Here is a 14,389-nt window from a genome sequence, read left to right as displayed (position 1 = left end):
ATTGGGTTTGTCGGCTCCGTTCTCAGTCCGCCCCGAATTCTATTCCGGGGCGGGTGAATGCAATGAACGACAAACCTCAAATAACAACAATCCTCTAATAACAACAATCCTCGAACATCGTCCTACAACAGAGCCTGAATGTCTCTCTCAATATCTTCAGGCTTAGTCGTCGAAGGATAGCGTTTCACCACTTTTCCAGAACGATCGACTAAAAATTTCGTGAAATTCCACTTAATTCCTTCCGTTCCAAAAATTCCGGGTGCCGCTTTGGTCAAATACTTGAACAACGGATGTGCATTTGCACCGTTCACATCGATTTTTTCAAACAGAGGAAACGTCACACCAAAGCGCATTTCACAGAAGGATTGAATGTCATTTGCGCTTCCAGGTTCTTGTTGTCCAAACTGATTACAAGGAAATCCTAAAACTTCCAAGCCTTGATCTTTGTACTTGTTATAAACCGATTGTAGACCTTGATACTGAGGCGTAAAACCACATTGACTTGCAGTATTCACAATCAACAGCACTTTATCTTGATAGGTGCTGAGTGAAACAGACTGACCTTCGATCGTATTCACCGAAAAGTCATAGATAGATGGCGATGTTTGTGTAGTCATAACCATTGATGTGAAACTACTTCTCTAGTTTACATTTCTTGACAGCATTGTATTGATCGTTCTCTCGATCGCTCATCAAAAAGCTAGAGTGGAACTTGCTCGAAATTCTGGGGTCAACCCTTCACAGACCGAGTATTTTCTTCCATAGGTGCTTTCCATTATTCCTATGTTTTTTCTGAAATTTCTTCGGCAACATCGCTTTGCCAGCATTCTGTTCGTGCTCTGTCTAGGCGCGGTACTGCTCTCGAACTCTGTTCCTTTCTTGCAATCCGCGTCTGCTGTTCCGATGGCTTCGATGACCACGACCGATAGCGTTCGTAAAACAGTGCTCGAAAATGGGTTAACCGTTCTGACGAAAGAAGTTCCGACGGCTCCGGTAGTAACGGTACAAGTTTGGTACCGCATTGGATCACGAGATGAAGCGCAAGGCGTGAACGGCATCGCACACCAATTAGAACATTTGATGTTCAAAGGAACGAGCGATCGGCCCATTCAATTCGGTCGCTTATTTAATGCGCTCGGTAGTCAATCGAATGCCTTTACTAGCTACGATCAGACCGCTTATTATGGCACCGTTGCGCGGGAGAAATTATCTGCGCTTCTAGCACTCGAAGCCGATCGAATGCAAAGTGCACTGATTAATTCCGATTCATTGACCAGCGAAAAGCGCGTCGTCATTTCAGAGCTGCAAGGGTATGAGAATAGCCCCGATTATCGACTCGATCGAGCAGTGATGAAAGCCGCTTTTCCAAACTCTCCCTACGGTTTGCCTGTGGGCGGAACGAAAGCCGATGTCGAAAAGTTTGAAGTTGAGCAAGTTCGCAACTATTACCGCAACTATTACAGCCCCGACAATGCAACTTTGATTCTGGTGGGCGACTTTAAAACAGAGCCGACTTTGCAAACGGTGAAAGAACTCTTTGGCAAAGTGCCGAAGCGAGAAAAGGCAAAACCGACCACCGAGAAACCGACTTCAACGAGTGCAACACCTGCAAAGCCAACTCAACCGATCGTGCTTCGCGAAGCGGGTAGCGCTCCCTTGCTGAATGTGGTGTACCCATTACCAAAAGCAACTAATCCAGATGTTCCAGCACTGCACGTTTTAGATCTCGTTCTGACTGAGGGGCGGAGTTCTCGACTGTATCAAGCGTTGGTTGAAACGGGATTAGTCAGCGGATTTAGCGGCTATCCTGCCAATATGATCTCTGGTGGCTGGTATGACCTGTCTGCAACCGCTGCCCCGAATCAAGATTTGAACAAAGTCAATGAAACAGTTCAAGCAGTCCTAGCAGATGTTCGATCGAAAGGTGTGACCCAAGAAGAACTCGATCGCGCTAAAACTCAGCTAAAATCCTCGGTTCTGCTCAGAAATCGCGACATCACAAGCCAAGCATTTCAACTTGGAGATGATCAAACCGTCACAGGCGATTACAAGTTTACCGATCGCTTTTTGGCAAATGTCGATCGAGTCACTTCCGCCGATTTACAGCGAGTCGCGAAAACGTACTTTGCGCCAGATAAAGCCACGATCGGATTTTTCCAACCGACGACGATCGATGGAAAAGCGGGCGGTTCTGTGAATGCAGGTCAAACTGCTGAGAAATTTAATGCAGGTCCTCCAGTTGATCCGGCTCAAGTGGCAAAATATCTGCCTGCGGTGCAATCGGGCGATCGAACCACGCAAGCGCTACCAGAACGATACGTGTTACCGAACGGCTTGAAAGTGCTACTGATGCGTGATACCAGTACCCCAACGGTGTCGCTCACTGCCGCAATGCAAGCAGGTTCAGAATTCGATTCAACTGCAAAAGCTGGAATCGCAAAACTCACCGCAGATAATTTAACCAACGGAACAAAGACCAAAGATGCGCTGACTTTGGCGAAAACGTTGGAAGATCGCGGTATTAATTTCGGGATTGATACGAATCGCGAAAGCGTTTTGGTGAACGGGAACGCGCTTTCTGAACACCTTCCGATTCTGGTGCAAACGCTGGCAGATGTGGCGCAAAATGCAGCATTTCCAGAACGAGAATTAGAACTGTCTCGTGCTCGATCGCTAACCGCTCTCAAAATCCAATTAGATAATCCAGCGGTTCTGGCTCGTCGCGTCTTTCAGCAAACGGTTTACCCCGAAAATCACCCGTTCCACAGTTTCCCGACTGAATCTAGCTTAAAAGCAATTCAGCGTCAGGATTTGCTCAATTTCTATCAAACGCATTACCGACCAGATACCACGATCGTTTCTCTCGTGGGCGATTTTGATCCAACTCAGGTAAAAGCGCTGATCGAAAAAGAACTGGGCGGCTGGAAAGCGACAGGTAGAGCACCGAGTTTGACCTTCCCGCCCGTTTCCGCTCCGACTTCGACCGTTCGTCGCTATGCTCCCATTCCTGGAAAGACGCAATCGGTGACACTGATCGGATCAGCGGGTATCGATCGACGCGATCAACGCTTCTATAACGCCTCGGTGATGAATCAAATCCTTGGAGGCGATACGTTATCGAGTCGATTGGGGGCAGAAGTGCGCGATCGACAAGGATTAACCTACGGCATCTACAGCTATTTCCAAGCTGGAAATCGTCCGGGTCCGTTTGTAATCTCAATGCAAACCGCACCTGAAGATGCCGATAAAGCGATCGCCAGCACCGTTAAACTTCTAGATCAAGTTCGCACAAAAGGCGTGAGTCCAACTGAAGTCACGACTGCACAGCGATCAATTACCAGCGGCTACCCGGTCGATTTAGCGAATCCCGATCAGCTTGCCTCAGTCGTACTGATGAACGAGTTATATGGATTGAATCCGACCGAACTCCGTCAGTATCCGACTCAGATCAATTCCGTCACACCCGCGCAAGTCAACGAATCGGCTCAAGAATTGATCCGACCTGAAAATCTGATTATTGTGACTGCCGGACCGCCAAAAGCGTAATTCCTTGCGACAAAAATTAAGATTTCTTAAAGGATGTGACGTTTCTGCCACATCCTTTTATTTTGTTGATAGGAACGCGCAGAACAATTGAAATATAGTAAAAATGTTCTATTCAAACAGCGATGGGTTCGCTAAAATGAGAGTAGAATCGAATACCCAATGGGCAGATTGCCTATGGAAACGTTTCGGACATCGGATTGATCCCAATCCCCTGTGTTCTCTACCCACTTGAATCGAAGCTCTATGCTCCCTTCAAGCGTTGCGCCAAGTCCCTTTACTGCCTCAACAATGACTTTAAAAGTGTCTCCTCAGTCCCAACTCCCAAACTGCGACCGTGTTGCGCTTCAGATCCCGTCCTTGGCGAGAGAGTTTTTTCCTGATCCAACGTTACGCTTAATGCCATGAATCTACTAACTTTGGATCAGACCTGTTGTTTCGTGATCGCTTTTCTTCTAATCCGTGAAAGTGCGATCGATTCTGTTTGATGGAAGACTGTGGCAGATGCCAAGCTGCGGTCTAATTTAGTGATATTCGAGTAATTCGCTCAGGAGAAGCATAATGCTACACCGCAAGATCTATCAACTCTGTTGTGATGGTCGCGAAGTCTGGATCTTCTTGCGGGATCAACAGCGCTGGATCGAACGCGCCAAAATTCTCGACATCGAAGGAGATTTGGTCACGTTGCGCTATGAAACCGATGAGGAAGACGAAAACTGCTCTTGGGAAGAAATGGTTCGCCTCGAAAGTATTGGGGCTGTGACTCAAAAGTTGTCCTCTGTGCCGAAAGGATGTGTTGATCCGCTGGTGTCGGACGATTGCCCCGAAGCGGAACAGATTTCCAATCCGTTTGACAAACGCGAAGATTAATCAGCATTGAATTTAGAAACGAAAGAAGGGCAGCACACCCTTCTTTTTTTGTCATTCTGGTGTCATAAATCTTCATCATCATAAAAATATCGTTTCTGATTCATCTTCTCTACGATGTTTCAATTCTCTATCGCTAAACGTTCCTCAGTTTGGATGGCGGCACTGGTCGGGAGTGTGGTGACCGCTCAAGGATTTTTTGGACTCGCTTCACGTCCAGTGACCACGGCTCAATTTTCTGAACCTCGATCGATTCAAGTCGAAGCTCCAGACGCTGACACTCGATCGACGGCTGCTTTCGTGCTTACAGCTTTAGGTCTGGGCGCTGTTGGTTACGGTTGGGTGCAATCGAGAAAGCCGTCTGGTTCTCGAGTCCATTACGGTCAAATCGATCGACAACTGTTGCTCCTGATGCACCAAGATCGGGCAGCGGCGGAACGGCTCGTGGATCAAATGCAGCGCAAACACCCCGAACGATCGCGGCAGTGGTGTATTGAGAAAGTGAAGTACGATTTGCAGCGCGATCGACATTGATAGAAGGGCGATCGGGGTGAAAACTTCGATCGCTACTTCTATCGTTATGATTAGGGCAAGGCAAAGCGGAGGATTCTTATGGTCAGCACACCAGAAGTGTCTCAAATTCAACTCGGTGAAAATCGGGTCGTGCTTCATAACGTAGAATGGGACACCTATGAAGCTTTGTTAGCGGCATTTGGAGAGCGTTCTGTACCGCGCCTTGCTTATTATCACGGTACGTTAGAGATCATGTCTCCACGCGAAGAACACGAAAATGGAAACGCCTTAGTTAGCGATTTCATCAAAATTCTGGTTGAGGAACTCGATCAGAATCTTAAGAGTATGGCATCGACAACGCTAAATCGAAAGGATCTAGCCGTAGGAGCAGAGCCAGATAGTGCTTTTTACATTGCAAATGAACCATTAGTGCGGGGTAGGAGAGTTGACCTCAATATTGATCCGCCGCCTGATCTAGTGATTGAAGTCGATATCACTCACACTGACATTAACAAGAACGCACTATACGCAGAAATGGGAGTTGGTGAATTCTGGCGCTACAACGGAAGAATCCTAACAATTTATCAACTGCAAGAAGGTCAATATGTTGAGGTAGCAGCAAGTCCAACCTTCTCTTGGGTACAGAAAGAGCGTCTGTACCAGTTTCTTAGAAATTGCGCTCAGAAAGGAGAAACAGCAGCAAAACGATCGCTTAGATCTGGGATCAGAGAACAACTTTAATTCACTTCAAATCTAGCAATCCTTCTTCTTTCAATTTTGGATTAAATCGAATTTCGGCTTGAACATTTCGCGCTTTGAGTTGCGTCATGATTTCAGATTCCACACGCCGAGCAGCATTTTTCAGTGCTTTGATTTGTCCAAGTTCGTCGATCGCTTTTTCGTAAGTCGATCGCTCTTCATCAGTCATGAATTCTTTAACCTGAATCGGCTGCGTCCATTTCGCTTCATCGCTGATCGCTGTCCCTTCCAACCAAGCAGCACGAATCGTTTCGAGAATGGTGCGATTGGGTCGATCGATAACTTGAACTTTCACCCAATAGCATTCAGAAACGCATCGAACTAAATGCTGTCTCAAGCTCAAGAAAACATCTCTAGAAAAACCAACATACTTTAATGTCTTCGTTTGATCAAAAATTGCATAAATGCCAACTTTGCCTTGAAACTGTTCCAAAAGTTGACCGTTTGAATCGATGAACGGTAGGAATTCTAAATCGGTTAGCGCGGGAATTTCAGTCATGGAAATCAGTAATTGAGGTTGATCGATCGTAGTATATTGGGCAATGCCGATGCTTGCACCGCGCTTCGCGTTCGCCAAACTTAACGATGAGTCAATCTAATTCTGTTCAGATTCCCGCTTGTGCTTGGACACGCCCGATCGGGCAAGGGTGGGAAAAGCCTTATACCGTCCGCTACGCGAGTAATTTAGATGATGGCGCGTGGCATGGTGCACCGTTGGGCGGATTTGGCGCAGGATGTATTGGTCGATCGTCAAAAGGTGATTTTAATCTGTGGCACATTGATGGCGGAGAACATATCTTTGAATCGATGAGCGCTTGTCAGTTCAGTGTGTTTGAACAGGTGGGAGAACAATCACAAGCGTGTGCACTCACGACGGATCAAACGTTGGCAAATTGGCGATCGTATCCTCAAAATTCTGGAACTTATGCCGCATTGTATCCGCGCAGTTGGTTCAAATATGAGAATGTCTTTCAAGCTCAATTAACTTGTGAGCAGCTTTCACCAATCATTGCTAATAACTATCAAGAAACGAGCTATCCAGTTGCAGTGTTTCAATGGACAGCACACAATCCTACAAATCAGCCCATCACGCTCAGCATTATGCTGACTTGGGAAAATATGGTGGGATGGTTTACAAATACGCTCAAATCGCCGGAAATTCGGATCAGGGATGACGGTAGCCCCGTGTATGAATACCAGCCCCGAATGTATCAAAGTGCGGGTAACTTTAATCAGCTAACGGGAAATGAGCAACAATTAGCGATCGTCATGTCCCGCGATGTAGATCAACCGAAAGAAGGTGACGGACAATGGGCGATCGCAACTTCGCTCAATCCGTACCTTTGGGAAGTTTTCTATCACACTCGTTGGAATCCCGAAGACGGTTCGGAACTATGGGAAAGCTTTTCACGCGATGGATCATTAAGCGATCGAGATGATGAAACACGATCGACCGGAGAACGAATCGGAAGCGCGATCGCAGTTCGTTTCACTTTAAAGCCCGGTCAAACATTGCAAATCCCATTCGTCCTCAGTTGGGACTTTCCGATCACCGAATTTGCAGAAGGTGTCGAGTATTTTCGCCGCTATACCGATTTCTTTGGTCGCAACGGTCAAAATGCTGTGTCGATCGCTCGAACTGCTTTGAAGTATCATCGATCGTGGCAGGAAAAAATTCAGACTTGGCAAGCTCCGATTCTCGATCGATCGGATCTTCCCGATTGGTTCAAGATGGCATTGTTCAACGAACTCTATGATCTCACTCAAGGTGGAACCGTGTGGAGTGCTGCCGATGAGCGCGATCCGGTGGGACAATTTGCGGTGCTAGAGTGCATCGATTATCGCTGGTATGAAAGCTTAGATGTGCGATTGTATGGATCGTTTGGATTGTTGATGCTGTGGGCAGAACTTGAAAAATCAGTCATGCGATCGTTTGCTCGTGCCATTCCTCAACAAGACGATCGCACTCGTGTCATCGGTTATTACTATACGATCGGCGCGGATATTCCGATGGCGCTGAGAAAAGCTAAAGGTGCAACTCCACACGATCTAGGTGCACCGAATGAACACGTTTGGGAGAAAACGAACTATACCGCGTATCAAGATTGCAATCTGTGGAAAGATTTAGGCTCTGATTTTGTTTTGCAAGTTTATCGGGACTATCTACTCACAGGTGCAACGGATAAAGCATTTTTAGAAGAATGTTGGGATGCGATCGTAGAAACACTCCTCTATCTCAAACAGTTCGATCTCGATAATGATGGCATTCCAGAAAACTCAGGCGCACCGGATCAAACCTTTGATGACTGGCGGTTACAGGGAGTAAGCGCTTATTGTGGCGGCTTGTGGATTGCTGCACTCGAAAGTGCGATCGCAATTGGTAAAATTCTCGATCGACCTGTTGATCTTTATCAATCCTGGTTAGCTCAATCTCGCACAATTTATCAAGACAAGCTCTGGAATGGAACCTACTATCGATTAGACAGTGGTAGCGGTTCCGAGGTCGTCATGGCAGATCAACTCTGCGGACAGTTCTATGCCAGATTGTTGAACTTACCCGACATTGTACCGATCGAATGTTTACAATCCGCACTTCACACCGTTTACGATGCTTGTTTTGTACGATTTAGCCAGAAAATGGGCGTACAAATCGGAGCCGCAAACGGCGTTTTACCTGACGGTTCCCCTGAAAATCCGAATGCCACTCATCCGTTAGAAGTTTGGACAGGCATTAACTTTGGAATCGCAGCATTTTTAATGCAAATGGAAATGAAAACGCAAGCTTGGACGCTAACAGAATCCGTTGTGCAACAAATTTACAACAACGGACTGCAATTTAGAACACCAGAAGCGATCACAGCAGCAGGAACCTTTCGAGCCAGCCACTATTTAAGAGCAATGGCAATCTGGGCGGTGCTTCTGATGTTCGATCGACGTTGACATAAAACCGCCATGTCAAGATCGGGCAATGCGTGTACACTCAACAAACGGATTAAAAATATCTTAAATTCCGATCAGAGTGCTATTGGCAAGATAGTATCGATCGATTCCCTTGTGTTCCAAGCGTTACGCTCCCACAATCTCACTGAGTAGAACGACACGAATGAAACGAATATCGCGCTTCCTAGCCTTTCTGTTGGGGTTCCTGCTAGTTATATTGCCGATTAGCACCAATTGGGTGATGCCCGGAGTGGCTCAATCAAAACCCGCTCAGCGACCCAATGCCGAAGTCGATCGATCACAGCTTCGCCCCTTTGATGAAGTCATTAAAGACACTAAACCCCTCAAAGGATTGTTCACGCTGTATCAGAACGAAAAAATAGGAAGAGTTCTACTAGAGATTTCGCCGAATCAACTTGATCGCAATTTCTTTGCAGCGATGACGCTCGAAACCGGAGTCGGAGAACGCGGAATCTATAGCGGTTTACCACTCGGCGATTTTCTCTTCACGTTCCGCCGCGTCAATAATAGCATTCAGTTTGTAGTTCCAAATTTTTATTTCCGAGCGGATCAAGGCATTCCGATCGAGCGATCGATTCAGCGATCGTTCAGTGATTCTGTGCTAGAAACCTTGCCGATTCGCAGCATTCACGCAGAACGGAAAAGCTTTCTGGTTGAACTCAATCCATTATTATTATCAGATTTACCTGGATTGATGCCTTTCTTATCGGCTTCGCTGCAAGGATCATACAATCTGGAGTCTGGAAATTCTTACTTCGATCGGATCAAAGCCTTTCCAGAAAATATCGAAGTTGAATCCGTCTTTGCTTTTAGTGGAAGCGGCAACGGTGACAATTTTCCGACCTATATCGAAACCCTTCCGGACAGTCGAGCGTTTAGCCTAAAAGTGCGATACAGCCTCTCTCAACTGCCCGAAAACAATAGCTATCGTCCAAGATTAGCAGACGATCGAATTGGTTACTTTATCACTGCCTACAAAGACTATACGACTGATACGTCCAGACGACCGTTTGTCCGATACATCAACCGCTGGAACTTACAAAAGAAAGATCCAAACGCTCCATTGTCTGAACCTGTAAAACCGATCGTTTTTTGGATCGAAAACAGTGTTCCGCTAGAGTATCGCGATGCGGTGCGTGAAGGTGCTTTATTGTGGAATCGCGCCTTTGAAAAGATTGGATTCAAAAATGCGATCGAAGTCAAACAAATGCCCGATAAAGCCGATTGGGACCCGGCAGATGTCCGTTACAACACGATTCGCTGGTTCAATACCAACGACGCGATTTTCGCGATGGGACCCTCCCGCGTCAATCCACTCACAGGTGAAATTCTCGATGCAGATATCATTGTTTCGGCTGACTTTGCTAGAGCAATGAAAGAAGACTATCGCACCCTGGTTGAACAGAATCAAATGCGATCGGCTCCATTTGTTGCTCAACTAACGAGCAATCCGAACCTCTGTAGCTATGGAATGGCTGCTCAAGCAATCCGCAAACAAGCAAAAACCGACGCGAAAAAGCAAGCTCCTCGATTACGGTTTGGTTCGCATCTCGGCAACTATCAAGACCTTTGCTTTGGAGTCGATACCGCGAAACAGTTTGCAGTCGGAAATATGTCTTTATCTCTGATGCAAAACGTTTTACCAAGTAGTCCTGAGATGAAAGCCTTTGCTCAGGAATTCATGCGGAATTTGATTGCTCATGAAGTCGGTCATACTTTGGGACTGCGGCACAACTTCCGATCGAGCGCAATGCTCAAACCAGAAGAGCTAAATAACACAGCCATCACCCAGAGCAAAGGACTAACCGGATCAGTGATGGACTATGCACCTGTGAACTTAGCACCGCAAGGAACCAAGCAGGGAGACTATTTCTCACACACGATCGGACCTTATGACGAATGGGCGATCGAATACGGTTACACGCTCTTAGATGCCAGAGTTCCACAAGCTGAACGCCGCGAACTCGATAAAATTGCTCAACGCGCCCCCCAGCCTGAACTCACCTACGCGACTGATGAAGATCTCACTTATCTTGATCCGAAAACGAATGTCTTCGATATGAGCGACGATTTGCTCACCTACAGCGAATGGCAACTAAAGAATGCCCGTGAAATGTGGAATCGCGTCGATCAACGCTTCCCATTCCAAGGGGATAGCTTCAACGAAGTTCGAGTCGCATTCAATTCGGTGTTTGACTACTACTTCCAGTTCTCCACTTTCTTGAGCGAGTACATCGGAGGACAGTACTTTAATCGATTCAAAGCGGGAGATGCTCAGGGACGATTGCCGTTTGAATCAGTGCCGATCGATCAACAACGTCGCGCCCTCGCCCTAATTCAGCAGTACGTCTTTAGTGAAGATCCCTTCCGGTTCTCACCTGATTTCCTCAACAAGTTAGCACCTTCTCGCTGGTCACACTGGGGAACTGAGCCAACCTCGAACTTAGATTATCCAATTCACGACAACATTCTGTTTCTCCAAAGCTTTGTGTTGTATTCGCTGTTGGACTACGATCGCTTAGCCCGTCTAAGAGATTCGGAACTCAGAACCCAAGCCGGACAAGGAATGACGATTCCTGATCTATTCGATACGCTGCAATCGAGCATTTGGGGCGATGTGATCAAGCCGCAAGACAATCTCAAACTATCCGGGTTACGTCGTGCCTTGCAGCGACAATACATGGAAGCCATGATTGCAATGATGTTGCGGCAGGCGGATGCTCCTGATGATGCGCGAACAGTTGCAAGGTACGAATTAAAACAGCTTCATCAGGCAATCGATCGAGCCATGCGCCGCGTTAATGAAAAGGAGATTTATACAAAGGCACATCTAGAAGAAGCTCGCGATCGTATTGCAAAAGCTCTAGATGCTCAATTGCAATCGCAGTAAGTTGCATGTTTCAATCTCTTCCCAAGCAAATTACCTTTGATGAATTTATCGTTTGGTATCCAGAACAGTCAGAGCATCGTTATGAATTGCGTAACGGCGATGTCGTTCAAATGACTAAACCAACTGGTAAACACTCAAATTTGGGCGGCTACATTGCTCTGAAGCTAGGGAATGAGATTGAACGATTGCAGATCCCTTACTTTGTACCGAAAGATTGCGTCGTGAAGTACCGTGAGTCTGGATATGAACCAGATGCCATTGTTCTCGACGAGCAGGCACTTGAAGATGACCCGCGATGGGAAAAAGAATCTACTATCACTCAGGGTAAATCCGCCAAACTTGTAATCGAAGTGACAAGTACAAACTGGAGTGATGATTATGCTTTAAAGCTGGAAGATTACGAGGCTTTAGGCATTCAGGAATACTGGATTTGTGACTATCTTGGATTAGGCGGAAAGCGCTACATCGGTTCACCCAAGCAGCCCACGTTCTCGGTCTATCAATTAAACAAAGAAGGGGAGTACGAACTGAGACAATTTCGGGGAGAGCAAGCGATCGCATCAAAAGTCTTCCCCGAATTACAGCTCAGTCTCAATCAAATTCTAGAGCGCATCAATTCATAGCATACTGCTCATCTCTTATCCTCAAGTTGTATATTCAGCGTTGATTTTCACATAGTCATAGCTCAAATCACAGCCCCAAGCTTTTCCACTTCCTGTCCCGTTTCCAATACTGACGGCAATAATTACAGGATGATCCAGCACTTGTCGATCGCCGTCTAAACTTTTCGCCGCTTGTTGCTTCAAATACTCACTCGCGCCTGCTCGATCGAACGGCTGCGGCTGTCCATTCTGCATCAAAACAAACTCACCGAGCTTGATCTGCAATTCTTCCTGGTCGAATGTCACATCAGCTCGTCCTGCGGCTCCAGCAATTCTCCCCCAGTTCGGATCGCGTCCAAAGATCGCAGATTTGACTAAAGACGAACCTGCGATCGTTCGTGCCACTTTTCGCGCCGATTCATCATCTACGGCACCTGTGACCTGAACTTCGATTAAACAGGTTGCTCCCTCGCCATCTCGTGCGATCGCTTTCGCTAAATAAATACACACCTCAGTTAGCATCGCTTCGAGTTTGTCCGCTTCAGCTCCGGATTCCGTAATCGCTGGCGTTCTTGATTGTCCATTTGCTAATGCAATCAAACTGTCATTCGTGCTGGTATCGCCATCAACGGTGATTTGGTTAAAACTACGATCGGCAGCCCGACTTAACATTTCCTGCCAGAGGTGTGAAGAAACTGCTGCATCACAAGTAACGAACGCTAACATCGTCGCCATGTTTGGGTGAATCATGCCGGAACCTTTGGCAATGCCGCCGACACGAACCGGGCGATCGCCGATCGCGGTTTCGAGCGCGATCGATTTCGTGACTAAATCGGTAGTCGTAATTGCTTTGGAAGCCGCGGCATTTCCGGTGTCGCTTAGACTTGCGACCAAATTTGGAATTGCCGATCGCAATACATCCATTTTGATCCGCTGACCGATCACTCCAGTTGAAGCCAGCAAAATCGTGTCTGAGGCAAGATTCAACGCTTGGGCGACTAGTTGAGCCGATTCGAGCGCGTCAATCATGCCTTGTGCGCCTGTGGCAGCGTTGGCTTGTCCGGCATTACAGAGAATCGCACGGGTATTCGATTTCGTTTGAAGGCGTTCGCGGCAGTAATCGACGCAGGCAGCGCGAACTTGAGATACGGTAAAGACTCCAGCCGCGATCGCATCGACTTCAGAGACGATTAAGGCTAAATCCGGTAAACCAGATGGTTTGAGTCCAGCGGTAATTCCTGCTGCCTTGAAGCCTTTGGGGGCGGTCACTCCACCTTCGATTTGCTGCCAGTCTGCCATGATATGCCCTTCCTAAGTTCCTGAAACAGCGATTATATCGAGAGTCGCGATTTGGAGCTAGGGGTTTAAACAAGAAAAAAGGAGGGTCGCGCTGGGCGATTCCCCCCTGTCATCAGGGTGCATCTACTTATCACAGTATGCCATTGATAGGGTGAGGGGTGTAACCCCCTTCGCTGAACTTCGTAAAACTTACATCGATTTTTTGACAGAGCTTCACAAAAGTCAGTATTTTTGCGGTGATTAAAGCAATTCTGAAGTCTTGACTACTCTGAGAATACTAGAGAAGGAGACACGATCGCAGTGTTATTGACATCGCTACTGTAAAATTCAAACACTGACAATCAGTTTCTTCTTTCAATAACACTCGTCCTTCGTCCTCGAAACCGGAAATGCGATCGAAGTTCAAGTACCGATACAAATCAACCTTCACTTAAACCAGTCAAAATAAAGCTTTCTTCTCAAATCTGTGCGGAAATTCCAGTAATGACGTGTTCTAGGTGGAGTGGATTCTCGACGCGCTTCGAGGCATTAAGAATCTCCAAACCAATTAAATTTCCCTCAATGTCATAGTCCAAGATCACACCAGGACTGTCCTCACGACTATCCTCAGAAGCAGCATCTGATAACAGAATCGTCAGAATATCGACTTCTGAATCATAGGTAACTTTCATTCTGACCTCCAATATCGAGAAATTTGAGTCGTTTTGTAAACCATGGATACAATCAAGGGCTGCGTTCGCTCATACACTACTGCTCTAAGTAGATAAAGCTTACCGTTAGGAAACAAGACTTGCGACTGATAGATTTTTGCTCCATCACTATCGTCAATAATTTGCTGAGGATTTTGTAGTACTGCGTCTAGTAAATCTTCTGGAATTCTTCGCTGCTGCAATTTCTCTGCGGCGTGTCGAGAAATATAGAAACTCATGAAGTTGATTAATAAAGAAGGGCGAAG

At 46.6% G+C, this 14,389-nt stretch carries 12 protein-coding genes; 7 read left to right on the top strand and 5 right to left on the bottom strand.

The genetic code is table 11. The features are described from left to right. Positions 1-122 precede the first annotated feature (122 nt). A complete protein-coding gene (locus tag NIES2104_RS19530; protein WP_058999927.1) occupies positions 123-617 on the bottom strand; it encodes a glutathione peroxidase in 495 nt (164 codons plus the stop codon). A 166-nt stretch (positions 618-783) separates the two neighbouring features. Between NIES2104_RS19530 and NIES2104_RS19525 the strand changes: the two genes are divergently transcribed. The 4 genes from NIES2104_RS19525 to NIES2104_RS19510 all read left to right on the top strand — a co-directional run bounded on the left by NIES2104_RS19525 (position 784) and on the right by NIES2104_RS19510 (position 5,664). Further along, positions 784-3,546: a pitrilysin family protein gene (locus NIES2104_RS19525; protein ID WP_058999926.1), complete on the top strand. Its 2,763-nt coding sequence runs from the start codon at positions 784-786 to the stop codon at positions 3,544-3,546. A 558-nt stretch (positions 3,547-4,104) separates the two neighbouring features. Continuing rightward, positions 4,105-4,413, top strand: coding sequence for a DUF6679 family protein (locus tag NIES2104_RS19520; protein ID WP_058999925.1), 309 nt, complete (start codon positions 4,105-4,107; stop codon positions 4,411-4,413). A 114-nt stretch (positions 4,414-4,527) separates the two neighbouring features. Then, positions 4,528-4,944: a hypothetical protein gene (locus NIES2104_RS19515; RefSeq protein ID WP_156427001.1), complete on the top strand. Its 417-nt coding sequence runs from the start codon at positions 4,528-4,530 to the stop codon at positions 4,942-4,944. Between the two features lie 78 nt (positions 4,945-5,022). Beyond that, positions 5,023-5,664 (top strand): Uma2 family endonuclease, encoded by a 642-nt coding sequence (locus NIES2104_RS19510; protein ID WP_058999923.1) that lies wholly within the window; start codon positions 5,023-5,025, stop codon positions 5,662-5,664. Position 5,665: 1 nt separating this feature from the next. On the opposite strand, the gene NIES2104_RS19505 is transcribed toward NIES2104_RS19510, so the two are convergent. Next, entirely contained in the window at positions 5,666-6,181 is a 516-nt protein-coding gene (locus NIES2104_RS19505; RefSeq protein WP_202815093.1) for a GIY-YIG nuclease family protein, read from the bottom strand. An 86-nt stretch (positions 6,182-6,267) separates the two neighbouring features. On the opposite strand from NIES2104_RS19505, the gene NIES2104_RS19500 reads away from it, so the two are divergent. The 3 genes from NIES2104_RS19500 to NIES2104_RS19490 all read left to right on the top strand — a co-directional run bounded on the left by NIES2104_RS19500 (position 6,268) and on the right by NIES2104_RS19490 (position 12,156). Then, positions 6,268-8,622: a GH116 family glycosyl hydrolase gene (locus tag NIES2104_RS19500; protein WP_058999922.1), complete on the top strand. Its 2,355-nt coding sequence runs from the start codon at positions 6,268-6,270 to the stop codon at positions 8,620-8,622. A 163-nt stretch (positions 8,623-8,785) separates the two neighbouring features. Beyond that, a complete protein-coding gene (locus NIES2104_RS19495) occupies positions 8,786-11,533 on the top strand; it encodes a zinc-dependent metalloprotease (protein ID WP_225895266.1) in 2,748 nt (915 codons plus the stop codon). A gap of 5 nt (positions 11,534-11,538) precedes the next feature. Continuing rightward, entirely contained in the window at positions 11,539-12,156 is a 618-nt protein-coding gene (locus NIES2104_RS19490; RefSeq protein ID WP_058999921.1) for a Uma2 family endonuclease, read from the top strand. A 21-nt stretch (positions 12,157-12,177) separates the two neighbouring features. Here NIES2104_RS19490 and argJ read toward each other — a convergent pair whose 3' ends face one another. From argJ to NIES2104_RS19475, 3 genes are all read right to left on the bottom strand, one after another. After that, complete coding sequence (gene argJ / locus NIES2104_RS19485; protein WP_058999920.1) at positions 12,178-13,434, bottom strand: bifunctional ornithine acetyltransferase/N-acetylglutamate synthase; 1,257 nt, start codon at positions 13,432-13,434, stop codon at positions 12,178-12,180. A 458-nt stretch (positions 13,435-13,892) separates the two neighbouring features. Next, positions 13,893-14,105 (bottom strand): DUF2283 domain-containing protein, encoded by a 213-nt coding sequence (locus NIES2104_RS19480; RefSeq protein ID WP_058999919.1) that lies wholly within the window; start codon positions 14,103-14,105, stop codon positions 13,893-13,895. Beyond that, complete coding sequence (locus tag NIES2104_RS19475; RefSeq protein WP_058999918.1) at positions 14,102-14,362, bottom strand: DUF4258 domain-containing protein; 261 nt, start codon at positions 14,360-14,362, stop codon at positions 14,102-14,104. The genes NIES2104_RS19480 and NIES2104_RS19475 overlap by 4 nt, the downstream gene beginning before the upstream one ends. Between the last annotated feature and the right edge of the window lie 27 nt (positions 14,363-14,389).

The organism is Leptolyngbya sp. NIES-2104 (assembly GCF_001485215.1).
GTDB lineage: Bacteria > Cyanobacteriota > Cyanobacteriia > Leptolyngbyales > Leptolyngbyaceae > Leptolyngbya.
Note: the sequence above shows the minus strand (reverse complement) of the source record. Positions and strands in the feature narration are given on the sequence as shown.